Raw genomic sequence first — 24,715 nt, 5'->3', positions numbered from 1 at the left:
CGCCGCCCTTCCTATTTCCTGGCGACGCTGTTCAGATAGGTCAGCGCCGCCAGGACCTCGGCCTTCATGCCGGTCTGCATCGCCTTCTCGTCGATGTCGAAGTGGGGCGAGTGGTTGGCTGGCGCGCTGGCGTAGTCCTTGAAGTTCGGGGTCGAGCCGACCAGGAAATAGGCCGTCGGCGCCACCTGGGCGAAGTACGAGAAGTCCTCGGACGTGGTCACCGGCCGGGCGTTGAGATCGGCGCCCGCCGCGCCCGCCGCGGCGGTCAGGGCCGGGCCCAGGAGCGCTGTCAGCTTGGCGTCGTTCTCCACCGCCGGATTGGTTCCCGAGAACGACACCTCGGCCGTCGCGCCGTAGCTGTCGGCGAGGTCCGCCACCGTGCGCTTGATGCGGGCCAGGACGTCGGCCCGGCGTTCGGCGCCGTAGGTGCGCACCGTGCCGTTCAGCACCGCGTCCTCGGGGATGACGTTGTGGCGGGTGCCGGCCAGCACCTGGCCGATGGTGATGACCGTAGGCGAGGCGGTCAGGTCGACCTGGCGGGCGACGATGGTGTTCAGCCCCTGGATGATCGCGGCGCTGAGGCTGACCACATCGACGCCGTTCCACGGCTGAGCGCCATGGGTGCCCTTGCCGTGCAGCTTGATGCTCATGGTGTCCGAGCCGGCGAAGAACGGTCCGGGACGCGTGGTGATGCGGCCGACCGGGCCGGGGAACACGTGCAGGCCGATGACGGCGCCCGGCTTGGGCGCGTTGAACGCGCCTTCCTTGACCATCAGCGGCGCGCCGCCTTCCTCGCCGGGCAGCGAGCCTTCCTCGGCCGGCTGGAAGATGAACACCACCGTGCCGGCGATCTGGTCCTTCATCCCGGCCAGGATCTCGGCCGTCCCCATCAGCATCGCGGTGTGGCTGTCGTGGCCACAGGCGTGCATGACCGGCACGGTCTTGCCGCCGTATTCGGCGGTGGCCTTGGAGGCGAAGGGCTCGCCGGTCTGCTCCTGCACCGGCAGGGCGTCCATGTCGGCGCGCAGGGCCACGACCCCGCCCGGCTTGCCGCCCTTCAGCACCCCGATCACGCCCGTCCGCGCCACGCCGGTGCGGACCTCGATCCCCAGCGCGCGCAGGTGGTCGGCGACCAGCTTGCTGGTGCGGACCTCCTGGTTGCCCAGTTCCGGGTGCTCGTGCAGGTCGCGCCGCCAGGACACCACCTTGGGATAGAGCGCCTGGATCTTGGCGTCGACGGCGGCGGTCGGCAGGCTCTGAGCTGAGGCGGCGGAAGTCAGGCCAAGGGCGAAGGCCCCCGACATCGCGGCGGCCAGCAAGATCTTCTTGGACATGAAATCCCCTCGGAACCCAGATTTTCGAGCGGCGATCCTCGCTCCAAGCCAAGGGTCAGGTCCAGTGCGTCGCGCCAAAAATGGGTGCGCGTCGGAACCGGCGGCTCACGGCCGCGCGATGCGGCCGCCGGTCATCGGCGCGGCGACGCCGGTCGTGCCCGGGAACGAGATCGGCAGTCCGGCCAAGGTGCGGGCGGCCAGATAGGCGAAGGCCTCGGCCTCGATGGCGTCGCCCCGCCACCCGGCCTCCTCGGCCAGCAGAACCTCGGCGCCGCTGCGCGCGCGGATCGCGTCCATCAGCACTGGGTTCAGCCGTCCGCCGCCGCTGACGATCATCGCGCGGGGCGCGGGCGCGCAGGCGCGCAGGCCCAGGGCGACGCTCTCGGCGGTGAAGGCGGTCAGGGTCGCCGCCCCGTCCTCGAGCGACAGATGCGCCACTGGGTCGAAGGGAAAGTCGTAACGGTCGAGGGACTTCGGCCCCGAAACCCGGAAGTACGGATGCGCCAACAGGGCGGCCAGGGCTGTCTCGTCGACACGGCCAGCTCCCGCGAACCGGCCGTCCTGGTCGAAGCGCGCCTCGGTCTTCGACTGGACCCACAGGTCGATCATGCCGTTGGCCGGGCCGGTGTCGAAGGCCATCAGTTCGCCCTCGTCCGGCGGGATCAGGGTGACATTGGCCACGCCGCCGAGATTGAGCACCGCCAGGGGAGCCTCCAGGCCCGAGGCCTTGGCCCGCGCGGCGTGGTAGATCGGGGCCAGCGGCGCCCCCTCGCCGCCCGCCGCCACGTCGGCGGTGCGGAAATCGAAGGCGACCGGCACGCCGAGACCGCGCGCCAGCCGCTCGCCGTCGCCTAGTTGCACCGTCCGCCCGACGCGCTCGGCCGTCGGCCGCTCGTGATGCACGGTCTGACCGTGGAAGCCGACCAGATCGAGGTCCGACGGCGTCATGCCGTTGGCGGCCAGGAATTCCTGGGCGGCGGCCAGATGCTCGTCGGCGACCGCTCGCGCCGCGTCGGCGAACACGGTTGGAGCGTCGGCGCCACGCGGCCACCGGCGGGCCTGGTCGGTGGCGTCCTGCACCACCGCGCGCGTCTGCGGCGACAGCTTGCGCTCGCCCGCCGGCCCGAAGCCGAGGATGGCGACGCCGTCGGTCTCCAGCACCGCCATGTCGACGGCGTCCAGGGAGGTGCCGCTCATGAAACCCAATACGCGCATGATCGTCCCGAATTCCGACCCGGAACGCGCCGACGCGCTCCAGACTTTCGAATGAGAGCCTTTCCCGTCGAATGATTCCGGTCGACCGGAAAGGCTCGGCCGCCAGCTTGACCTCAGGAGGCCCGCGCCGCTAGGTTCCGCGCCATGATCGCACGTCGCGCCAACCTCGCCTCGTATCGCCGCTCGCAAGCATAGCGAGCGGCCGACCGATCATGCCCTGATGCCAACGCCGCCTCGGTCGGCGGCGTGGGCTTCTCCAAAAGCGAAGACGGTCTCCGGCCAGCGGACAACCCCTGGAGCCCTTCGATGCCGCCTTATCAAGTTTCCCGTTTCAACCCGCGCGCCGTCTTGGGCCCGCCCGTCCCGCCATGCTAAACGCCCCCACCCCTTCGTGAGAGCCGATCCGATGTCCGCCACCGAGACCGCCGCCCCGCGTTCGCAATTCCTGCAGACCATGCATTCGCGCGGCTACATCCACCAGTGCACCGACGAAGCGGGCCTGGACGAAGCCTGCTCCAAGGGGATCGTCACCGGCTACATCGGCTTCGACGCCACCGCGTCGAGCCTGCACGTCGGCTCGCTGATCCAGATCATGATGCTGCGCCGCCTGCAGCAGGCCGGCCACCGGCCGCTGGTGGTCATGGGCGGCGGCACCACCAAGGTCGGCGACCCGTCGGGCAAGGACGAGTCGCGCAAGATGCTGACCGAGGCCGACATCGCGGCCAATATCGAAGGCATCAAGCAGGTGTTCGCCAAGTTTCTGACCTTCGGCGACGGCCCGACCGACGCCATCATGGTCGACAACGACGCGTGGCTGAGCAAGCTGGGCTACATCGAGTTCCTGCGCGAGTACGGCACGCACTTCACCATCAACCGCATGCTGACCTTCGACTCGGTCAAGCTGCGGCTGGAGCGCGAGCAGCCGCTGACCTTCCTCGAATTCAACTACATGCTGATGCAGGCGACCGACTTCCTGGAGCTCTACAAGCGCCACGGCTGCGCCTTGCAGATGGGCGGCTCGGACCAGTGGGGCAACATCGTCAACGGCACGGAGCTGGTGCGCCGCAAGGCGGAGGGCCAGGCTTTCGGCCTGACCACGCCGCTGCTCACCACCGCCTCCGGCGCCAAGATGGGCAAGACGGCGGCCGGCGCGGTGTGGCTGAACGCCGACCTGCTCAGCCCCTACGACTACTGGCAGTTCTGGCGCAATGTCGACGACGCGGACGTGGGCAAGTTCCTGCGCCTGTTCACCGACCTGCCCCTGGACGAGATCGCCCGCCTGGAAGCCCTGGAAGGCGCCCAGATCAACGACGCCAAGAAGGTGCTCGCCGACGAGTGCACGCGGATGCTGCACGGGGCCGAGGCGGCCCAGACCGCCAACGCCGCCGCCAGGGCCGCGTTCGAGGAAGGCCGGCTGTCCGCCGACCTGCCGACGGTCGAAGTCTCCCGCGCCGAGCTGGAAGCTGGGATCACCCTGGCGGCCCTGGCTGTGGACGCCGGCCTGGCCTCGTCGCGCTCCGACGCCCGACGCCTCGCCCAGGGCGGCGGCCTGCGCGTCAACGACGCCGCCGAGGCCGACGGCCAGCGGGTTCTGACCGCCGCCGACCTCAACGCGGACGGCGTGCTCAAGCTCGCCGCCGGCAAGAAGAAGATCGTGCTGGTCCGCCCGGTCTGAGGGGCCCCGCCTCTCAGGGCTTGGCCTTGGATTTCGCCGGGGGTTTCGCCGGCGCGGGCTCGGCCTGCGTCGGCATGCCTTCGAAAATCCGCCGCAGGATGCCGGGCGTGGCGATCGACAGCGGATTGACGATGACCCGCGGCGACGCCGTCGGCCCCTTGGCCGTATAGGTCAGGCCGACGACGCCCTCGCCCTTGCGCGAGGTCAGCAGCGGCCCGAGGATCGGCGTCGCGCCCAGGAAGCTGTTGACCCCGTAGGCCGGCGCGATAGCTCCGGTCAGGTCCATGACGTCGGCGTCGGTGTTGATCACGCCCTGGGCGGTGAGGCCCAGGCCCGGCCCCGTCGCGCGGGCATGGTCGATGGTCAGCTGCGAACCGCGCAGCCGAAGCGGCGCGACGATCTCGGAAAACTCGATGCCGCCGCCGTTCAGGGTGTCGGCGAGCCCCTGCAACGACGCCACGGTGAGGATCTGGGCCAGGGCCGGCACCCGCGCCACCCGCACGTTCTTCAGGTGCAGCGTCAGGTCGGCCCCGCCGTCGGTGAGCCGGCCGCTGGCCATGCCTTCGCCGCCGCGCAGGCTGTTGACGCCGAACAGGGTCTTGCCGACGTCGGCGACGTCGCTGGCGTGGATTTCCAGCTGCGAGCCGGGGCCGTCTCCGTACACCCGCGCCGACAGGGCCGCCCCGGCGGCGGTGGTCGCCGAAAGCTGCAGGCGCGGCGAGGCCCCGCCCCACTGTCCCGTCGCCTTCACGCTCCTGAGCACGCCGTTGCGGTTGACCCGCACCTCGTCGAGGGCCGCGTCGATATAGCCGCCGGAGCCGCCGCCCTGCCCGCCGCCGGCCGCGCCGCCGCTCCTGGCGTTGCGGCCGCCGTTCTTCAGCCAGCGCCGCGCGTCCAGATAGCGGCCGCGCACCGTCCAGCTGGCGCGGCCGGCGTCCTGCGCCACCCGCACCTGCCCGTCGAACAGGCCGTCGAGCCGCGCCGCGCTGGTCTGCAACGAGGCCAGTCGTCCGCCGGCGATGGCGCCCCTGGCGTTGATCTCAAGTCCCGGCCCCTCGGCGACCAGCCGGCTGATCTCGACGCCTTCGCCCCGCCGGGCGAACTCGACGAAGGCCCGCGACGGCTGGCCGGCGGGCTTGCGCCAGTCGGTGTCGGGCAAGGCCAGGCCCGCCCGGCCGAGATCGGCCTCGATGCGGCCGCCCGCCAGCCCGGCGGTGTCGAAGTCCAGCCTGCCGGACAGCGCGATGTCGCCCGAGACGGTTCCGGCGGGAGCGCCCAGCCGGGCCAGTCCCTGGCCGTCGAGGTCGCCGCTGACGCTCACCGTCCGCCTTCCGCCGACCGGCGGACCCGACTGGTAGCGCACCGCCTGCCCGGCCACGGTCGCCTCGCCCTTCCAGCCGTCGGGCCCGCTGACGACCACCGCGTCGACGGGCGCGGGGGCCGGCGGCTGCAGCACCCCGCCCAGGCCGATGGCGCGCAGGTCGTCGGCCGTCATCACCGTCTTCAGGCGATAGGTCGTGCGGCCGTCGCGCGAGGCCCAGCCCAGCCGCCCCTTCATGCCGGCCAGCGCATAGCTGACGCCCTGGTCGTCGCCGCCCAGGTCGGCGTCGATGACCAGGGACTGCGTGCGTTCGAACAGCGGCAGGCCGCCCAGGCCCAGCTTGCGGGCGTCGTCGGGCGAGATGTCGGTCGCGTAGCGCAGCCGCGGTGCCTTGCCCGGAATGAACAGCACCGCGCCGGAATAGGCGTCGGCGTCCAGGCGTCCAGCCCAGCCCGCCGGCGAATTGTTGAGCGTCAGCCTCAGCGGCAGGCGGTCGGGCACGCCCTTGGCCAGGGGCAGTCCCACGGAGCGCCAAAGGGCGGTGTCGCCGGAGCCGCGCAGCGTCACCGCGCCCTGGTCGCCCTCGCGCCAGGACAGCTGGCCGTCGAAGGCCTTGGAGCGCAGCACGCCCTCGCCGACGCTGTTCTCGACCGTCAGATGGCCGGCCAGCGGCGCGGCCGAACCGGCGGCCCCCGAAAGGCCGATGAACGCCAGGTCGATCGCCCCGTCGAGATCGATGGTGCTGCGCGACGGCTTGGGGCTGGCGAACACCTCCTGGAAGGTGACGCCGCCGCGATAGGGCCCGACCGTCGCCGGCCCGCTGACGCTCAGCCGGGCGCCGGCGCCGTCGACGGTCAGCTCGCCTCCCTTCAGGTCGAAGCCGAGAGCGGCCTCGTGCAGGCCCGCGCCGTGGATCTTGCCCTGATAGGCGAAGGTGAAGTCGCGCAGCGGCACGTCGCTGAGCATCGGGCGGGTGATCTGGATCTTCACGTCGCCCTGGCCGCTGACCCGCCTGATGTCGAAACCGCTGCTGCTGATCAGCCGTGTCGGGGCGACGTCGACGATGTTGAGGATCGACTGGGCTTCGCCCGCCGCGCGGGCCTTGAAGACGGCGCGCGCGCCCTTGGGGGCCAGGAAGGGGATTTCGACGCTGCCTTCCGACAGGGCGACGTCGTTCATGCGGCCGGACTTCAAGGTCAGGTCGAAGCGGTTGCCCAGCAGCACGCCGGACCCGGCCCCGTCCTGGATCAACGGCATGTCCGGGATGATCGAGAACCCCACGCCGGCGAAATCGAAGGTCAGCCGCAGCATCTCGTTGGAAAGCTGGTCCGTCTTGGCCAAGGCGTCGGGCGGCAGGTCGAGATTGAAGCGGATGTTGCGGATGTCGGCCGCGCGCAGCGACCGGCTGAGCCAGCCGCGCGCCGTGCCGGCGAGATTCTCGGGCCAGTAGGCGAACAGGTCGGCGGCGTTGATCGGCGCGTCGACATGCGCCTCGAGCTTGGCGCCCCACCCCGACGTCTCGTTCTTGCCGCGGAACACCACGCCCTTCACCGCCACGGGCGCATGCCCCAGCGTGGCCCGGCCGTCGTCCAGCTCCAGGCGCCCCAGCTCGGGGGTGTAGCGTCCCTTGGCGGCCAGATTGACCAGGCGCTGAGGCGAGGCCCCCTCGCCGGGCGCGATCACCACCTCCGGCCCCTGCAGGGCGAACTCCAGCCGCGCCGGCTGGCCGCCGCCTTCCGGGGTCAGCCGCAGCCGGCCGCCGACGTCCAGCCGCGTGCGTTCGGCGACCAGCTTGACGCCCTGGAGCTCCACCTCGCCGGAGCCGGGATCATAGGAGGCCCGCACGTCGGCGGAATCGAACCTTTGGTGCGATTGCCCGAAGCGCAGCCGTCCCGCGCCGGCGGTGAAGGCCACGTCCGCCGCCCGCACGCCGGCCCTGGCGGCATAGTCGAGCGAACCGCGTCCCTCGATCACGGCGTCCAGGGCCGACAGCGGCCGGGTGACGCCGGCGGAGGGGAATATCCGCGCCGGGTTGAGACGGCGAACAGTTCCCTCGATGTAGGCGTCCTTGAGGCCGACCGCCGCCTTGGCCCTGGCCTTCAGCTGGGCCTGCGCCTCGCCCTCGCCGATCGAGGCGTCGCTGACGCCGGTGATGACGCCGCCCGCCTTGTGGAAGCCGATCTGCTCGATGCGGCCGGTCCAGGCCAGGCTGCCGTCAGTCTGGCGCAACGAAAGCCGGCCGCGATCCAGCTCCAGGTCGCGCAGGAAGCTCAGCGGCTCGGATCGCCGCGCCGGCCCGGTCAGCGCCCGGAACATCTCGGCCAGCCCCCCCGTCCCCGGCGTCGGCGCGCCTTGCGCGTCATAGCCCAGCTCGTAGCGCCCCTGCGGCGAGACGCTGATCGCGGCGAAGAAGTCGACGGCGCTGAGGCGCCCCGGCGCGGGCGCGAACTGCAGCACCGAATCCAGCGCCAGCGCGGCCTGCACCTGGCCGGCCTGAAGCACCGGCCGGCCGCGGGCGTCGACGACCGAGACCCTGTCGAGCTGAACGCCCAGCGACTGGGCGGCGCCGTACCAGACCAGGCCGACGCCGCCGACGCTGGCGCGGCCGCCCGGGGTCTGGGCCGCCAGCCGCCGCTCGATGGCCGGCTTGAGGACGTTCACCGGCACCGGCCCGCGGTTCAGCCGCCAGGCCGCCGCCGCCAGCAGGGCGACCGTCACGCCGAGGAGGACGACGACCGTTTCGACGGCGTGCCTTAGCGTCGGCCTCAACAAACCTGCATTCCCCCGGGCCCCGCCGCAGACTTCAAGCCGAGGGCGATTGACACCCCTTTGCGCCGCGAAGATGACAACGGGGCCGAATTGCCGGCGACTGCTTTGGGGAAATCACAATGGCCGACGCGCTGCAACCCGGAGACAAGGCTCCGGCTTTCGATCTTCCCACCGAGAACGGCCGTGTGCGGCTGTCCGACTTCGCCGGGCGCAAGCTGGCGCTGTATTTCTACCCCAAGGACGACACCGCCGGTTGCACCACCGAGGCCAAGGGCTTCACCGAGGCCGCCGCCGAGTTTGCCGCCGCCGGCGCGACAGTGGTCGGCGTCTCCAAGGATTCCCCCGCCAGCCACGGCAAATTCAAGGCCAAGCATGATCTGGACGTGCTGCTCGGTTCGGACGGCGACGGCGCCGTCGTCGAAGCCTATGGCGTATGGATTCAAAAAAGCATGTACGGCCGCCAGTACATGGGCGTCGATCGCTCGACCTTCCTGATCGACGGCGACGGCGTCATTCGCCAGGTCTGGCGCAAGGTCAAGGTGCCGGGCCACGTGGCGCAGGTTCTCTCCGCGGCTAAGGCCCTCTGACCGGCCGCGCCGGCCGAGGAGCAGGCGGCGCGCGAACGGCGCGGTGGTCGATTCGGGCCGCCGCCAATCAACACCGCCCGTCCTTCCGCAATATGTCCGCGACGAAACAACGCCTTTTCCCGAGCGCCGAATCCGCCCAACCATCGCCGATCACACGGCAGGCGGCTCGCCGTGCGCATTTTCGTGCCCCCTACGCCGCCTCTTGCGAAATTCCTTCGGATAATAGCATATCGCCGGAACTCTCGGTGGTGGGTCCCGTGACGTAATGCTTGATGGACGTTTGGCGCAGCTGCGCCGATCGCTGGAAACGCTATTTCCCGAACGCCATCTCTACATCCGTTCCGGCGGCGAGATGCGCGGCGTGGTTCTGACGACCCGTCGTCAGCTGGCCCTGGCGGCCGGCGTCGCCGGCTGCGCCCTGTGGATGGGCGTCTGCACGGCGGCCATGCTGGCCAACGTCGTCTCGACCGGCGCCGACAACCAGCGCGTCACCAAGCTCAAGGCCTATTACGAGCGCGTCAACGCCGATCGCCAGGCCCGGCTCAACAGCGCCGTCGCGCAGCTGTCGGTCACCAACGGCTCGATCGACGACCTCGCCCAGTCCGTCGAGAAGCGGCACGAGGCGCTGGCCATGCTGCTCAGCGATTTCCGCACGCCCGGCGCGCTCCAGGCAGCCCTGCCCAAGCCGACCAAGGGCGAGACCGCCTCGCAGCGCGTCCAGGCCGTCCGCATGGACCAGGAGCGCCTGATCGAACAGGCCGAAAACGTCGCCAAGACCCGGGCCGAGCGTCTTCGCCTCGCCTTCCGGCTGGCCGGACTGGACCCGGGCAATTTCACCCGCGCCGGCGCCTCGTCCCTGGGCGGCCCGCTGATCGACGCCAAGGACCCGCGCGCCCTGGCCGCGGTGCTCGACGTGGATGAAGGCTTCGCCGAACGCATCCAGCACGCCGCCACCGACATGTCGGACATGCGGTCGCTGAACCAGGCGGTCGAGAAGCTGCCCTTCGCCCGGCCGACCTCGGCGCCGCAGCTGTCGTCCAGCTACGGCGTGCGGCTCGACCCGTTCACCCACAGGCCGGCCTTCCACTCCGGCCTGGATTTCCCCGGCGCGTTCCTGACGCCGATCTACGCCACGGCGCCGGGCGTGGTCTCGTTCACCGGCGAGCGCTCCGGCTATGGCCAGACCGTCGAGATCGACCACGGCGGCGGCTTCAAGACCCGCTACGCCCACCTGGCCGCCATCTCGGTGGGCGTGGGCCAGCGGGTCGGCATCGGCGCCCGCGTCGGCGCGATGGGATCGACGGGCCGCTCCACCGGCCCGCATCTGCATTACGAGGTCTGGGTGGACGGCCGTCCACAGAACCCGGACCGCTTTGTGAAGGCGGGGGATTATGTTCAGCAAACAGCAGGCCCGGGCTAACTCCACCACCCAGCTCGCCGGCGCGCCGGCGACAGCCTCCGTCGATCTCGGCGGCGCGCGCAAGCCGGCCAAGATCGCCTCGGTGATCGCCGACGACGTCGCCTTCGAGGGCGCCGTGATCGGGGAAGGCGAACTGCACGTCGACGGCGTCGTCCGCGGCGACGTGCGGGTGGCCCGGCTGACGCTCGGCGAGACCGGCTGCATCGAAGGCTCGGTCCAGGCCGAGACCATCGAGGCGCGCGGCCGCATCGTCGGGTCGGTGGTGGCCAAGAACGTGCGGCTCTACGCCACCGCCTATGTCGACGGCGATATCACCCACGAACAACTGTCGATCGAGAACGGCGCGTTCTTCCAGGGCCGCAGCCTGAAGTTCCAGCGCCAGGCCCAGGCGCAGCCGGTGATCGAGGCCGAGGTGGTCAATCTGGGCCCGGCCGCGGCCGAATAGAAAACGGGGCGGAGACCCGAGCCTCCGCCCCTTTCCTTTGAACCCGTCCGCGTCGCCGCGCCGTCAGGAGACGGCTTCGCCGTCGCGGGTGACGCCGACGCGCTGGGCCAGCGACGCGGCCATGAAGGCGTCGAGATCGCCGTCGAGCACCCCTTGCGTATCGGAGGTCTCGACCTCGGTGCGCAGGTCCTTGACCATCTGATAGGGCTGCAGGACGTAGGATCGGATCTGGTGGCCCCAGCCGATGTCGGTCTTCTGGTCCTCCAGCGCCTGGGCCGCCGCCTCGCGCTTCTGCAGCTCCAGTTCGTACAGGCGCGCGCGCAGCATCTTCCAGGCTTCTTCCCGGTTCTGGTGCTGCGAACGGCCGGCCTGGCAGGCCACGGCCACCCCGGTCGGGATGTGGGTCAGACGCACGGCCGAGTCGGTCTTGTTGATGTGCTGACCGCCGGCCCCCGAGGCGCGGTAGGTGTCGGTGCGCACGTCGGACGGGTTGATGTCGATGACGATGGCGTCGTCGACCACCGGATAGACCCACACCGAGGCGAAGCTGGTGTGGCGGCGGGCGCTGGAGTCGTAGGGCGAGATGCGCACCAGGCGGTGCACCCCCGCCTCGGTCTTCAGCCAGCCATAGGCGTTGAGGCCCTTGACCTGGAGGGTGGCCGACTTGACGCCGGCCTGTTCGCCCGACGTCTCCTCGATCAGGTCGACCGCCATGCCGTGGGCGTTGGCCCAGCGGGTGTACATCCGCAGCAGCATGCCGGCCCAGTCGTTGGATTCGGTGCCGCCGGCCCCGGAATTGATTTCCAGATAGGCGTCGTTGCCGTCGGCCTCGCCGGACAGCAGCGCTTCGAGCTCGGCGCGGGCGCCCTGCTCCTTCAGCACCGCCAACTGGGCGCGGGCGTCGTTGAGCGAATCCTCGTCGCCCTCGGCCTCGGCCATCTCGGCGAATTCAAGGGCGTCGGCGAGGCCGCGCTCCATCGACCGGACGGCGTCGACCTGCCCGGCCAGCCGGGTGCGCTCGCGCATCACGGCCTGGGCGTCCTCGGGATTGTCCCAGAGCGTCGGGTCCTCGACCCGCGCATTGAGCTCGTCCAGCTTCCTTAGGGCCGGTTCCCAGTCAAAGTCTCCTCCTGAGCAGTCCGATCGACTGCTCGATGTCGGCCGCTGAGGCCTCGACATCCGCTCTCATGCTCGCGCACTCCAAAGGTTGGGCGCGGGAGATAGCCCGCGCCCGGAACAGTTACAACCGATCAGGCCGATCAATAGAGGCCGCTGAGGTCCTCGGGCGGCTTCTTGGCGGGCGGCGGCGGCGCCCTCGCCGCCGAGGCGTTGTCGGCGCCGGAAAGCTGGCCGCCGGGCCAGACCTGGTCATAGGGCTGCGGGCCGGCCAGGGTGGTCGAGGTCTCGACCGTGCGCGGCTCGCTGCCCGGCCGGAAGGCCTCGCGGATGCCGTTGACCATGGCGAACTTGGCCTCCTTGGGCGGCTTGAAGTCGCGCACGGGCGTGTTCTTCAGGGCGTCGCGCATGAAGTCGATGAAGATCGGCACCGCGTCCACCGCCCCGGTCTCGTTGTTGCCGAGCGAACGGTTGTCGTCGAAGCCGACGAACACGCCGACCACCATGTCCGGCGAATAGCCCACGAACCAGGCGCTGCGGTAGTCGTTGGTGGTGCCGGTCTTGCCGGCCAGCGGCCGCCCGAGCGAGCTGACCGCCGCCGCCGTGCCGCGCTGGACCACGCCCTGCAGCATGTTGGTGATCTCATAGGCGGTGATCGGGTCCATGATCTGCTGACCGGTCGCTGGGATGCGCGGCGACTCGTCGCCGGTGAACGCCGCGTCGCAGCGGGGGCAGTCGCGCTGGTCCGACTTGCGGATCACCTTGCCCTCGCGGTCCTCGACCAGCTCGATCAGATGCGGCTCGATGCGGCGGCCGCCGTTGACGAACGGGGCGTAGGCCGCCGTCAGCCGGAACGGCGTCGTCTCGCCGGCGCCGAGGGCCATGGCCAGCACCGGGTCCATCTGCGGCGACACGCCCCAGGTCACGGCGTTGTTGGCGATCTTCTTCATGCCGACGCTCTGGGCCAGCCGCACGGTCATGGTGTTGAGCGACAGCTCCAGGCCGCGCCGCAGGAACTGCGGGCCCAGGAAGTTCCTGTGGTAGTTCTCCGGGCTCCAGGCCTGGCCGCCGGCGCCGGGCAAGGTGATCGGCCCGTCGAGGACCGTGCTGGCGGGGGTGAAGCCGTTCTCGAGGGCGGTGGCGTAGACGAACGGCTTGAAGGCCGAGCCGGGCTGGCGCATGGCCTGGGTGGCCCGGTTGAAGTTCGACAGCGAGAAGCTGTAGCCGCCGACCATGGCCAGCACCCGGCCGGAATAGGGCTCGATGGCCACCAGGGCGCCGTTGACGACGGGAATCTGACGAAGGTTGTAGCGGCCCGGCGCCGACGGCTCGACGAACACTAGATCGCCGACCTTGAGCCCGCCGCGCCCGGCGCGGGCCCAGGCCACGTCGGCGCCTTCCAGCACGCCCTTGCCGCCGTCGATGACCCGCACGTGGCCGCCGCCCTCCAGCGAATCGACCACGGCGGAGCGCCAGCCCCGGCGCTCGGACGGCGGCGACTTGGCCTTGGCCTCCTGCTCCCAGTTGGCGAGGTCCTCGACATGGCCCCAGGCGCCGCGCCAGCCGTGACGGCGGTCGTACTGCTCCAGCCCCTTCATCAGCGAGACCCGGGCCATGGTCTGCAGACGCGGGTCCAGCGTCGTGCGCATGTAGTAGCCGCCCTCGGTCAGCTTCGGCCCCATGGTCTGGAGCGCGCGGCGGCGGACCTCCTCGACGAAGTAGTCGGCGTCCCGGTACTGGGCGCGGGTGGGCGCGGCCTGGACCTTGAGGTCCTCCTTCATCGCCGCCTGGGCGTCGGCCTGGCTGACCCAGCCGATCTCGGCCATCTGGCCGAGGATCCAGTTGCGACGGCGCAGCGCCGCCTCCTTGTTGCGGGTCGGGTGATAGTTGTCCGGCCCCTTGGGCAGCGCCGCCAGATAGGCGCATTCAGCCAGGCTGAGGTCCGACAGGGGCTTGCCGAAATAGTTGTAGGCGGCCGCGCCGACGCCGTAGGAGCGATAGCCCAGCCAGATTTCGTTCAGATAGAGTTCGAGGATGTGCGGCTTGTCGAGCGTCCGCTCCAGCCGCTGGGCCAGGATGGCTTCCTTGAGCTTGCGGCCGACGGTGGCCTCGTTGCTCAGCAGCACGTTCTTGGCGACCTGCTGGGTGATGGTCGAGCCGCCCTCGAAGCGGCGGCCCTTGGCGGCGTTCAGCACGTTCTTGGCCATGGCCCGGCCCAGGCCGGTGACGTCGACGCCGCCGTGGGCGAAGAAGTTGCGGTCCTCGGCGGCCAGAAAGGCGCGCACCAGGGTCGGCGGCATCTGGTCGTAGGGCACGAAGATGCGGCGTTCCTTGGAGAACTCGCCGATCAGGGTGCCGTCCCAGGCGTAGACCCGCGTCGCCGTCGGCGGCCGGTAGTCCGCCAGGTCCGACGCGTCCGGCATGTCATGGAACAGCCACGCCGCGTAGACCGCCAGCGAGAAGCCCGCGACGGCGATCAGACTGAGCACCGCTATGCCCGTCACGGCGAGCCATCGCGCCGGCGGACGAACCCATGCCTCGGGAAGCTTCAAGACGACGACGATCCTCCGCGGGCCCCCGACCCGCCTCCCTGGGTCTAGAGCGCGTTCGCGAAAAGGGGAAGTCGGATTTGCTGTCCCAAGGCCCCGCCCGCCGGCGGAGCGCCCGGCGGCTCAGCGCGCCGCGATCTGGGTTTCCTCGGCGAAGTAGGAATCGATCGAATCGCCCACTGCGTCCATGAACGCCCGGCGCCGCGACGGGTCGGTCAGGCGGGCCTCGTCCTCGGGATTGGTGATGAAGCCCATCTCCAGCAGCACCGCCGGAACGTCGGGCGCCAACAGCACCACGAAACCGGCGTCGCGATGGCTGCGGCGCAGCAGCTGCACCCGCGAGCCGACATGGGCGAGCAGGGTTTCGGCGAAGGCGGCCGAGCGGTTCTTGGTGTTGCGCTGGGTCAGGTCGAGGAGGATCTGGTTGGTGGCGCGGTCGCGGCCCGGCAGGTCGACGTTGATGAACCAGTCGTTGTTGGCGATCACCTTCTTGGCCACCCGGTCCGAGCCCTGATCCGACAAGGTGTAGACCGACGCGCCGCGCGTGCTGGTCTCAGGACCGGAATCGGCGTGCAGCGAGATGAACAGGTCGGCGTCCGCCCGGCGGGCGATCTGGACCCGGTTCTCCTTGGGGATGAAGGTGTCGTTGTCGCGGGTCATGACCACGCGGTAGCGGCCGCCCTTCTCCAGGCGCGCCTTCAAGGCCAGGGCCGCGGCCAGGGTGACGTCCTTCTCGTGGACCTTGGCGCCGAGCGCGCCGGGATCGTGTCCGCCGTGACCGGCGTCGATGATGATGACCTTCTTGCGGCGCAGGGCCGGCGCCTGGGTGATGACCGCCCGCGGGGCCGAGACCCTGGTCGTCTCCAGCGCGCCACCCCCTTGGGCCGACCCTTGAGTCGCCGCCAGGTCGATGACGTAGCGATAGCTGGTCGAGCCGTCGGCGGGGGGCAGCAGGAAGCGCCGCTTGACCTCGGCCGCCCTGGACAGCTCGAGGCGCAGCCGCGCGCCGCCGCCGGCCGAATCCAGCGCCCAGGCCTTCACCAGCCCCTGCCCGCGCCCCTCCATCTCGCTGGAGGCGTCGACCTTGGGCAGGGCGACCACAAGCCGCAGCGCCGAGGGGTCGTCCGTGACGATCCGCGCCTGTGTCGCGCGGTCCAGCTCGACGACCACGCGGGTCTCCGTCTGGTCGCCGCCGAACCGGACCTTGCTGACGCCGCCGGCCGCCGCCGCCGCGCTATGCGACGCCGCGGCCGCCGCGGCCAGGCACAAGAAGGCGCCGCAGGCCGCCGCCAGCCGCTTCCACCTTGCTCCGATGACGCCGACCCACGCGCCCATGCGCTCCCGATCCTCGATACTGGAACTCGAACTCTCGGCCGACCATATGGTCCATGGTCCGTAGCCAAACGGTTAAGGAGAGGTGACCAAAACCGTCCGAACGCGAGGCGCTTTCTTTTTGCGGCGTCTTGTTGCAGACTCTGTGACGCGCTTTTTCGTCGGGCTCCGGCCTGAGCACTCTGCGCAATCCCGCGCCCGGTCGAGCCGTTTTCGGTCGGCCAAGGCGCAATAGCCGATCCGCGTCAGCCCCAGCTTTTTGGAGGCCCCGGCGCACCAAGGAATTGAAACTCATGGGCAGCGTCGCACACGCCCCCTCGTGGACCAGAGCCGCCTCCGCCGTTTCCGGCGTGGCTCAGGCTCGCGTCGCGCGCGCCCTCATCAAACACCGGCCCCTGGAGCCCCGCCCTCGCGCGTGCGGCCCCGGCGCGCGCCGTGGAGACAACAGTAATGTCGAAGAGAATGCTGATCGACGCCGCCCACGCGGAGGAAACCCGCGTGGTCGTCGTGGACGGAACGCGGGTTGAAGAATTCGATTTCGAAAGTCAGTCGAAAAAACAGCTTCGTGGCAATATCTACCTGGCCAAGGTGACGCGGGTCGAACCCAGTCTCCAGGCCGCCTTCGTCGAATACGGCGGCAACCGTCACGGTTTCCTCGCCTTCAACGAAATCCACCCCGACTACTACCAAATCCCGGTCGCCGACCGGGAAGCGCTGATGCGCGAGGAAGCCGAGGAGGAAGACGACCACCACCATCACCACCACGCCCATAACGGCGAGGACGGCGACGAGCACGTCTCGGACGACGATGACGACGTGATGGAGGAAGAGGTCGCGCGCCGCAAACGCCGCCTCATGCGCCGCTACAAGATCCAGGAAGTGATCAAGCGCCGGCAGATCATGCTGGTGCAGGTCGTCAAGGAAGAGCGCGGCAACAAGGGCGCGGCCCTGACCACCTACCTGTCGCTGGCCGGCCGCTACTGCGTGCTGATGCCGAACACGGCGCGCGGCGGCGGCATCAGCCGCAAGATCACCGCCGTGACCGACCGCAAGCGCCTCAAGGGCGTGGTGCAGAGCCTGGACGTGCCGCAGGGCATGGGCCTGATCGTGCGCACCGCCGGCGCCAAGCGCACCAAGGTCGAGATCAAGCGCGACTACGAATATCTGATGCGTCTGTGGGAGAACATCCGCGACGTCACCCTGCACTCGATCGCGCCGGCGCTGATCTACGAGGAGGAAGACCTCGTCAAGCGCGCCATCCGCGACATGTACGACAAGGACCTCGACGGCATCTGGGTCGAGGGCGAACAGGGCTTCCGCGACGCCAAAGAGTTCATGCGGATGCTGATGCCCTCGCAGGCCAAGAAGATTCAGCATTACCGCGAACCGACGCCGCTGTTCGTCAAGGCCAAGGTCGAGGACCATCTGGCCCAGATCTACCAGCCGGTGGTGCCGTTGCGCTCCGGCGGCTATCTGGTCATCAACCAGACCGAGGCCCTGGTCGCCATCGACGTCAACTCGGGCAAGGCCACGCGCGAGCGCAACATCGAGGCCACCGCCCTCAAGACCAACATGGAGGCGGCCGAGGAGGCCTGCCGCCAGCTGCGTCTGCGCGACCTCGCCGGCCTGGTCGTCATCGACTTCATCGACATGGACGAGGCCAAGAACAACCGGGCCGTCGAGAAGAAGCTGAAGGACTGCCTCAAGGACGACCGCGCCCGCGTGCAGATGGGCAAGATCTCGCCCTTCGGCCTGATGGAGATCTCGCGCCAGCGCCGCCGTTCCGGCGTGCTGGAAGGCACCACCCACGTCTGCGAACACTGCCAGGGCACCGGTCGGGTGCGCTCGGTCGAATCCAGCGCCCTGGCCGCCCTGCGCGCCATCGAGCTGGAGGCGGCGCGCGGCGGCGGCGGCGCGGTGACCCTGCGGGTGCCGCGCGCGGTCGGTCTTTATATCCTCAACGAGAAGCGGGCCTATCTGGAGCGCGTCAACCAGGGCCACGGCCTGTTCGTGACCGTCCAGATCGACGACGCCCTGCCCCACGCCGAGCACGAGATCGAGCGCACCGCCACCGAGGAGCGCGAAGGCGGCCGTCCGGTCGAGACCGACGCCTTCATCGTAGTCCCCAACGCCGCCGACGCCGATGACGCGATCGACGACGAGGAAGAGGACGAGGAAGAAGAAGAGATCGAAGAAGCCGAGGCCGAGGAAGAAAGCGAGGGCGGCCAGTCCCGCGCCGCTTCCGACGACGACGAGGATGGCCGCAATCGCAACCGCCGCCGCCGCCGCCGCCGCGGACGCCGCGGCGAGGAAGGCGAACAGCGCCGTGAGGCCGCCCCGCGCGGCGAGGACGGTCCGGCCGGCCAGGCCGAGGACGGCGAGGCTGAAGACGAGGACGGCGAGGACGCCGAGGACGACGGCCGCGACCATGGCGAGGACGGCTTCGGCGCGGGCCGCCGCCGCCGCCGCCGCGGACGCCGTGGCGGACGCCGGATGCGCGACGACGTGCGCGCCGACGACCCCTACGCCTGGGCGCGGGCCCGGGTTCCCGACGGCGACCCCTACATCTGGATCGATCCCGCCGCGCCGCGCGGCGGGGCCGCCCCGGCCAACGACGTCGTCGCCGAGCCGCGGCGCAGCGTCGCGGCCGTCGTCGAAGCCCCGGCCGCCACGCCGACGCCCGAGCCGGTGACCGCGTCCGCCTTCGCGGCCGACGTCGACGTCTGGGTCGAGCTGCCGGCCGCGCCCGAAAAGGTCGAAAAGCCCGCCAAGGCGCCGCGCGCCCGGCGCGGCCGCGCCAAGGCCGCCCCGGCGGTCGAGGCCGAAGCCGCGACGGAAACCGCCGTCGAAGCCTCCCCCGAGGCCGAAACGCCTGCGGCTGAGGCGCCCAAGGCCGAAACGACAGCGCCGGCTCAGGCCGAGACGGCGCCCGCGACGGTGATCGAGACCCCGGCCCCCGTCCCGGCGGCGGCCGTCGTCGAAACCGTCGAGGTGGCGGCCAACGAACCGCAACCGCCCGCCGAGCCCGATCCGGCCGAGATCACCACGCCGCCGGCCGCGCCGCGTCGGGGCTGGTGGCGGCGAGGATAAGTCTCTAAATTCCGCCCCGAGGGGCGTGGGCCTCCGGTCCGCGTCCCTCGGTCGCGGGCCTGGGGGACGGATAAGGACTGCACGTCGCATGACCGCTTGCTTGGCGCCCCAGCCGCCGTCGACCCTCCCCTCCCGGTTCCGGAGACTGGGCAAGGCCCTCGGCGGCGCGGCGGCCTCGATCTCGCTGGCGGTCGGCGTCCTGGCCCCGGCGGTCCCGGCCTTCGCCCAGAGCCAGGGCCCGTCCTTCATCCGCGACACCGAGGTCGAGGAGATCCTGCACGAGGACGCCGACCCGATCTTCACGGCGGCCGGCCTCGACCCCAGGGACATCCGCATCCTGATCGTCGGCGACAAGGACATCAACGCCTTCGCCACCACGGGCGGCAATCTGGGCATGTCGTCGGGCTCGGTGCTGGCGCTCAACACCGGCACCATCATCAAGGCCGACAATCCCAACGAACTGATCGGCGTCATCGCCCACGAGACCGGCCACATCGCCGGCGGCCACATCGCCCGCTCCGGCGACGGCCAGAAGCAGGCGCTGGGCACCTATATCCTGACCATGGGCCTGGGCGTCCTGGCCGCCGCCGCCGGCGCGCCGGACGCGGCCTTCGCCCTGATCGGCAATTCGGGCTATTTCGCCGCCCTGTCGATGGCCGGCTACACCCGCGAGCAGGAAAGCCGCGCCGACCAGGCGGCGGCGACCTATCTCGACCGGGCCGGCCAGTCCGGCAAGGGCCTCGTCGATTTCTTCGACAAGATGCGCTACCAGGAGGTCTTCTCCGACCTCAAGAAGTACCGCTTCTTCGTCGACCACCCGCTCAGCGGCGAACGGATCGACGCGCTGCGCGTCCGGGTCGAGGCGTTGCCCCACTACAAGGCGGTCGACAGCCCCGAGGCGATCGAGAAGCACCGCATCATGCAGGCCAAGCTCAAGGCCTACATGAACCTGCCGCAGCAGACCTTCATCGACTACAAGGAGACGGACGCCTCGTTCGCGGCCCGCTACGCCCGCGCCATCGCCTATTACAAGGCCCTGGAGACCGACAAGGCGATGAAGGCCCTGGACGCCCTGATCGCCGACCATCCGGACAACCCGTACCTCTATGAGGTCAAGGGTCAGGCCCTGTTCGAATCCGGCCGCGCCAAGGAGGCCGAGCCGGCCTACCGCAAGGCGGTGCAGATCAAGCCGAGCGCGCCCCTGCTGCACCTGAGCCTCGGCCAGACCCTGCTGGCGCTGGACGACGACAAGCGCGTCGACGAGGCCGTGGCCGAGCTGCGCCGCTGCATCGACCTCGAAGGCGACAACGCCTTCGCCTGGCGACAGCTCGCCGAGGCCTACGACCGCAAGGGCGAGCCCGGCCAGGCCCGCCTGGCGGCCGCTGAGCAGTACTTCGCCCTGGGCCAGATGAAGGACGCCAAGATCTTCGCCGCCCGCGCCCGTGAACAACTGCCCAAGAACACCCCGCAGTGGCGGCGCGCCACCGACATCTTCCTCGTGGCCAACCCGACCAAGGACGACCTCAAGGGTCTGTCGCGCGACGGCGGGGCCAGCTTCTCGGGCCGGTAGCCGCCCTGATCCCTGTACCGGAGACTCTCATGCGTTCGCGATTCCTCGCCGTCGCCGCCGTCTGCGCGCTGGCCCTGGCCGGCTGCTCCAAGCCCCAGGAAGACAAGGCGTTCGGCGAGAAGGTGCGCGCCTATCTGCTTGAGCACCCCGAGGTGATCCAGGAAGCCATCGGCAAGCTGCAGGACAAGCAGATCGCCCAGGCCCGCGAGCAGTACAAGGCGGCCATCGTCGCCAACCGCCAGGCCCTCGAACGCGACCCGCGCGATTTCGTCGCCAACCCCAACGGCAAGATCACCGTCACCGAGTTCTACGACTATCGCTGCGCCCACTGCATCAACGCCGCCCCCAAGGTGCTGGACCTGATCAAGGCCAATCCGGACATCCGCTTCGTGTTCAAGGAATTGCCGATCTTCGGGGCCGAATCCGACCGCGCCGCCCGCGCCGCCATCGCCGTGAAGGCCAAGGGCGGCGACTATGTCGGCCTCTATCAGGCGTTCATGTCGGCGCGGCCGCTGAACGACGGCGTCATCGACGCGACGCTGCGCAAGAACGGGATCGAACCGGCCGCCATCGACACGCCCGAGGCCAACCGTCAGCTGGCCGACATCCAGAAGCTGGCCTCCAAGCTGGGCGTCGAAGGCACGCCCGCCTTCGTGGTCGGCGACCGCCTGATCCCCGGCGAGGACATCGACGCCCTCAAGGCCGGGATCGCCGCCGCCAGGAACGGCGGCAAGAGCTAGGTCTCGCCGCGTCCCGGACGGCCTCGCGCAGGCCGCTCCGGGCCCGCGCGATCAGGTCAGATCAGTCCGCCCAGCGGCGAGGACGGATCGGCGTAGAGCCGGCGCTGCATCCGGCCGGCCAGATAGGCCTCGCGGCCGGCGATGACCGCGTGCTTCATCGCCCGCGCCATGCGGATGGGGTCCTTGGCCTCGGCGATGGCGGTGTTCATCAAGATGGCGTCGCAGCCCAGCTCCATGCCGACCGTGGCGTCCGAGGCCGTGCCCACGCCGGCGTCGACCAGCACCGGCACCTTGGCCTGCTCGACGATGATCCGCAGGTTGACCTTGTTCTGGATGCCCAGGCCCGAGCCGATCGGCGCGCCCAGCGGCATGATGGCCACCGCCCCGGCGTCCTCGAGCTTGCGGGCGTAGACCGGATCGTCCGAGCAATAGACCATGACGTCGAAGCCCTCGGCGACCAGCAGCTTCAGCGCCCGCAGGGTCTCCTCCATGTCGGGATAGAGGGTCTTGGGGTCGGACAGCACCTCCAGCTTGACCAGGGTCCAGCCGCCGGCCTCGCGCGCCAGCCTGAGGGTGCGCATGGCGTCCTCGCCGGTGAAGCACCCGGCGGTGTTGGGCAGGAAGGTGAAGCGGTCGGGCTTCACATAGTCGACCAGCATGGGCTGGCTGGGATCGGACAGGTTCACCCGGCGCACGGCGACGGTGACGATCTCGGCGCCCGCCGCCTCGGCCGCGGCGGCGTTGGTGGCGTAGTCCTTGTACTTGCCGGTGCCCACGATCAGGCGCGAGCGGAAGGTCCGGCCGGCGACGGTCCAGGAGTCGTCGGGAAGGGTATGGGCGTTCACGTCAGCCGCCTCCGATGAAATGCACGATCTCGATGCGGTCGCCCTCGGCGATCGCGGTGGTCAGATAGGCCGAACGCGGCACGATTTCGAGGTTCCGCTCGATGGCCACCTTGCGCTGGTCGAGCCCGAGCGCGACGACCAGCGCGGCCAGGTCGCCGACGCCCTCGAAGCCCCGCTGCTCGCCGTTCACGACAATGTTCATCTGTTCCGCACGATCTGGGAGAGGATTCACCCCGCTTGTGAGCCCGGCCGCGCGACGATACAAGACCTGCCTGACTCGATGTCGACGCATCGCATCGCCGGCGGGGCCGAATGCCGAAACCCATCTATGTGCTCAACGGTCCCAACCTCAATCTCCTGGGATCGCGCGAGCCGCATATCTACGGTTCGGAGACGCTGGACGACGTCCGGCGTCGCTGCGAGGCCCGCGGCGCGGCGCTCGGCTTCGACATCGACTTCCGCCAGAGCAACCATGAGGGCGAACTGGTGGACTGGATTCAGCAGGCTCGCGTCGAAGGCGCGGCCCTGGTCCTCAATCCGGCGGCCTATGGCCACACCTCGGTCGCCCTGTACGATGCGCTTAAAACCCTGGCCATTCCCGTCGTGGAGTGCCATTTGTCCAACCCTGCCGCCCGGGAGGAGTTCCGGCGGCATTCATATGTCTCGCTCGCCGCGACCGGCGTGATAGCCGGTTTTGGCGCGGCGGGTTATGAACTCGCCATCGAGGCGGCGGCCGGACTGGTCCGCAAAGCCTCGCCTGCGGCGTAACAGCAAGGTTTACTAATGTCCGATCCCAAAGGCCCCGAGTCCAAAGAGGGCGGTCCCATCGATCCGCGTCTGGTGCGCAAGCTCGCCGACATCCTCAAGGACACTGGTCTGACCGAGATCGAGGTCGAACGCGGCGATCTTAAGATCCGCGTCGCCCGCGAAGTGACGGTCGCCGCCGCCGCCCCGGTCCTGGCCGCGGCCCCGGCCGTCTACGCCCCGGCTCCCGCCGCCGCGCCCGCGGCGGCTCCGGCCGCGCCCGCCCCGGCCGCCGAAGCGCCGACCCGCGGCGACGCGGTGAAGTCGCCGATGGTCGGCACCGTCTACCTGCAGCCGCAGCCCGGCGCCGAGCCGTTCATCAAGGTCGGAGCCCAGGTCGCCGCCGGCCAGACCCTGCTCATCGTCGAGGCGATGAAGACCATGAACCCCATCCCGGCGCCGAAGGCGGGCAAGATCCTGCAGATCCTGGTGGACGACGCCCAGCCGGTCGAGTTCGGCGAGCCGCTCGTCGTCATCGAGTAGGCCCAGATGTTCGACAAGATCCTGATCGCGAACCGGGGCGAGATCGCGCTCCGGGTCCATCGCGCCTGCAAGGAGATGGGCATCAGCACCGTGGCGGTGCACTCCGAGGCCGACGCCAACTCCATGTGGGTGCGCCTGGCCGACGAGAGCGTCTGCATCGGCCCGGCCCCGGCCGCCAAGAGCTATCTCAACATCCCGTCGATCATCGCCGCGGCCGAGATCACCGGCGCGCAAGGCATCCATCCCGGCTACGGCTTCCTGTCCGAAAACGCCCGGTTCGCCGAGATCGTCCAAGCCCACGGCTTCACCTTCATCGGACCCAAGCCCGAGCACATCCGCATGATGGGCGACAAGATCACCGCCAAGCAGGCCGTGAAGGACGCCGGCATCCCCGTGGTGCCCGGCTCCGACGGCGCGGTGCGGACCGAGGAGGAAGCCTTCGCGGCGGCCGAAGAGATCGGCTTCCCGGTCCTGATCAAGGCCGCCGCCGGCGGCGGCGGACGCGGCATGAAGGTCGCGCCGGACCGCGAGAGCCTGGCCGAGGCGGTCGCCACCGCCCAGGGCGAGGCCAAGGCGGCCTTCGGCGACGACAGCGTCTACATGGAGCGCTACCTCCAGAAGCCGCGCCATATCGAGCTTCAGGTCGTGGCCGACAGCTTCGGCAACGTGGTGCATCTGGGCGAGCGCGACTGTTCGCTGCAGCGCCGCCACCAGAAGGTGCTGGAAGAAGCGCCCTCCCCCGCCCTCGACGCCGCCGGCCGCGCCAAGATCGGCAAGGTCGTCGTCGACGCGATCAAGGCCATCGGCTACCTCGGCGTCGGCACCATCGAGTTCCTGTACGAGAACGGCGAGTTCTTCTTCATCGAGATGAACACCCGCCTGCAGGTCGAGCATCCGGTCACCGAGGCCATCACCGGCATCGACCTGGTGCGCGAGCAGATCCGCATCGCCGCCGGCCTGCCCCTGTCCTTCACCCAGGAGGACGTGGTGTTCGAGGGCCACGCCATCGAGTGCCGCATCAACGCCGAGAACGCCCGCACCTTCACCCCGTCTCCGGGCGTGGTCACCGACTTCCACGCCCCGGGCGGCCTGGGCGTGCGGCTGGATTCGGCGGTCTACGCCGGCTATTCGATCCCGCCCTATTACGACAGCCTGATCGGCAAGCTGATCGTCCACGGCCGCGACCGCGCCGAATGCATCGCCCGCGTGAAGCGTTGCCTCGGCGAGATGGTGGTCGGCGGCATCGAGACGACCATCCCGCTGTTCCAGGACCTGCTGGTCCAGCCGGACATCGTCGCCGGCGACTACAACATCCATTGGCTTGAAAAGTGGATCAAGGCGGAGGGCTGAGGTCTCAGGCGGCGCGGGCGAAGCGGAACCGTCGCCCGCGCCGTTCAGGCGTTCCATGCGGACTTGCGGT

18 protein-coding genes are annotated in these 24,715 nt (G+C 70.1%); 10 read left to right on the top strand and 8 right to left on the bottom strand.

Translation table 11 applies throughout. The annotated features are described in order from the left end of the window. Positions 1-11: 11 nt before the first annotated feature. The gene (locus C5708_RS00660; protein ID WP_242916741.1) at positions 12-1,334 is read right to left on the bottom strand and encodes an amidohydrolase; all 1,323 of its coding nucleotides are present in this window, start codon (positions 1,332-1,334) and stop codon (positions 12-14) included. A gap of 105 nt (positions 1,335-1,439) precedes the next feature. Continuing rightward, positions 1,440-2,549, bottom strand: a complete 1,110-nt coding sequence (locus C5708_RS00655; RefSeq protein WP_242916739.1) for an anhydro-N-acetylmuramic acid kinase — start codon at positions 2,547-2,549, stop codon at positions 1,440-1,442. Positions 2,550-2,955: 406 nt separating this feature from the next. Between C5708_RS00655 and tyrS the strand changes: the two genes are divergently transcribed. After that, positions 2,956-4,224 carry a tyrosine--tRNA ligase gene (tyrS, locus tag C5708_RS00650; RefSeq protein WP_242916737.1) on the top strand — a complete coding sequence of 423 codons (1,269 nt, stop codon included), beginning with the start codon at positions 2,956-2,958 and terminating at the stop codon, positions 4,222-4,224. A 13-nt stretch (positions 4,225-4,237) separates the two neighbouring features. On the opposite strand, the gene C5708_RS00645 is transcribed toward tyrS, so the two are convergent. Next, complete coding sequence (locus tag C5708_RS00645) at positions 4,238-8,314, bottom strand: DUF3971 domain-containing protein (RefSeq protein ID WP_242916735.1); 4,077 nt, start codon at positions 8,312-8,314, stop codon at positions 4,238-4,240. 119 nt (positions 8,315-8,433) lie between these two features. Here C5708_RS00645 and C5708_RS00640 point away from each other — a divergent pair, with 119 nt between their 5' ends. The 3 genes from C5708_RS00640 to C5708_RS00630 all read left to right on the top strand — a co-directional run bounded on the left by C5708_RS00640 (position 8,434) and on the right by C5708_RS00630 (position 10,766). Further along, positions 8,434-8,901 (top strand): peroxiredoxin, encoded by a 468-nt coding sequence (locus C5708_RS00640; RefSeq protein WP_242916733.1) that lies wholly within the window; start codon positions 8,434-8,436, stop codon positions 8,899-8,901. A 265-nt stretch (positions 8,902-9,166) separates the two neighbouring features. Then, a complete protein-coding gene (locus tag C5708_RS00635) occupies positions 9,167-10,321 on the top strand; it encodes a peptidoglycan DD-metalloendopeptidase family protein (protein WP_242916731.1) in 1,155 nt (384 codons plus the stop codon). Next, on the top strand, positions 10,293-10,766 hold the full coding sequence (locus C5708_RS00630) for a polymer-forming cytoskeletal protein (RefSeq protein ID WP_242916729.1): 474 nt from the start codon (positions 10,293-10,295) through the stop codon (positions 10,764-10,766). The genes C5708_RS00635 and C5708_RS00630 overlap by 29 nt, the downstream gene beginning before the upstream one ends. A gap of 63 nt (positions 10,767-10,829) precedes the next feature. Here C5708_RS00630 and prfB read toward each other — a convergent pair. From prfB to C5708_RS00615, 3 genes are all read right to left on the bottom strand, one after another. Continuing rightward, positions 10,830-11,955 (bottom strand): peptide chain release factor 2 gene (prfB, locus tag C5708_RS00625; RefSeq protein WP_242916727.1). Its coding sequence is split into 2 segments (ribosomal slippage): positions 10,830-11,885 and positions 11,887-11,955, totalling 1,125 coding nucleotides; the frame shifts between segments, so codons are not numbered across the junction. A 70-nt stretch (positions 11,956-12,025) separates the two neighbouring features. Beyond that, positions 12,026-14,386 (bottom strand): penicillin-binding protein 1A, encoded by a 2,361-nt coding sequence (locus C5708_RS00620; RefSeq protein ID WP_242916725.1) that lies wholly within the window; start codon positions 14,384-14,386, stop codon positions 12,026-12,028. A 168-nt stretch (positions 14,387-14,554) separates the two neighbouring features. Further along, positions 14,555-15,766, bottom strand: coding sequence for an N-acetylmuramoyl-L-alanine amidase (locus C5708_RS00615; RefSeq protein WP_242916723.1), 1,212 nt, complete (start codon positions 15,764-15,766; stop codon positions 14,555-14,557). 447 nt (positions 15,767-16,213) lie between these two features. Here C5708_RS00615 and C5708_RS00610 point away from each other — a divergent pair, with 447 nt between their 5' ends. The 3 genes from C5708_RS00610 to C5708_RS00600 all read left to right on the top strand — a co-directional run bounded on the left by C5708_RS00610 (position 16,214) and on the right by C5708_RS00600 (position 21,163). Then, a complete protein-coding gene (locus tag C5708_RS00610) occupies positions 16,214-18,853 on the top strand; it encodes a ribonuclease E/G (protein ID WP_242916721.1) in 2,640 nt (879 codons plus the stop codon). A gap of 88 nt (positions 18,854-18,941) precedes the next feature. Next, entirely contained in the window at positions 18,942-20,423 is a 1,482-nt protein-coding gene (locus C5708_RS00605) for a M48 family metalloprotease (RefSeq protein ID WP_242916719.1), read from the top strand. A gap of 29 nt (positions 20,424-20,452) precedes the next feature. Further along, complete coding sequence (locus tag C5708_RS00600) at positions 20,453-21,163, top strand: DsbA family protein (RefSeq protein ID WP_242916717.1); 711 nt, start codon at positions 20,453-20,455, stop codon at positions 21,161-21,163. Positions 21,164-21,219: 56 nt separating this feature from the next. On the opposite strand, the gene C5708_RS00595 is transcribed toward C5708_RS00600, so the two are convergent. Together C5708_RS00595 and thiS are read right to left on the bottom strand one after the other, a co-directional pair. Further along, positions 21,220-22,008, bottom strand: a complete 789-nt coding sequence (locus tag C5708_RS00595; protein ID WP_242916715.1) for a thiazole synthase — start codon at positions 22,006-22,008, stop codon at positions 21,220-21,222. Position 22,009: 1 nt separating this feature from the next. Beyond that, complete coding sequence (gene thiS, locus C5708_RS00590) at positions 22,010-22,210, bottom strand: sulfur carrier protein ThiS (RefSeq protein WP_242916713.1); 201 nt, start codon at positions 22,208-22,210, stop codon at positions 22,010-22,012. Positions 22,211-22,320: 110 nt separating this feature from the next. Between thiS and aroQ the strand changes: the two genes are divergently transcribed. Genes aroQ through accC form a run of 3 tightly spaced genes read left to right on the top strand, consistent with a single transcriptional unit; the run spans position 22,321 to position 24,645 of the window. Continuing rightward, positions 22,321-22,776, top strand: a complete 456-nt coding sequence (gene aroQ / locus C5708_RS00585) for a type II 3-dehydroquinate dehydratase (RefSeq protein WP_242916711.1) — start codon at positions 22,321-22,323, stop codon at positions 22,774-22,776. A gap of 15 nt (positions 22,777-22,791) precedes the next feature. Next, entirely contained in the window at positions 22,792-23,295 is a 504-nt protein-coding gene (gene accB / locus C5708_RS00580; RefSeq protein ID WP_242916709.1) for an acetyl-CoA carboxylase biotin carboxyl carrier protein, read from the top strand. Positions 23,296-23,301: 6 nt separating this feature from the next. Next, positions 23,302-24,645, top strand: a complete 1,344-nt coding sequence (gene accC, locus C5708_RS00575) for an acetyl-CoA carboxylase biotin carboxylase subunit (RefSeq protein ID WP_242916707.1) — start codon at positions 23,302-23,304, stop codon at positions 24,643-24,645. Positions 24,646-24,715 lie beyond the last annotated feature (70 nt).

Origin of the sequence: Caulobacter sp. CCUG 60055 (assembly GCF_022750545.1) — a bacterium.
In the GTDB taxonomy this organism is placed as follows: Bacteria; Pseudomonadota; Alphaproteobacteria; order Caulobacterales; family Caulobacteraceae; genus PUIC01.
This window is presented reverse-complemented; position numbering and strand designations above follow the sequence as displayed.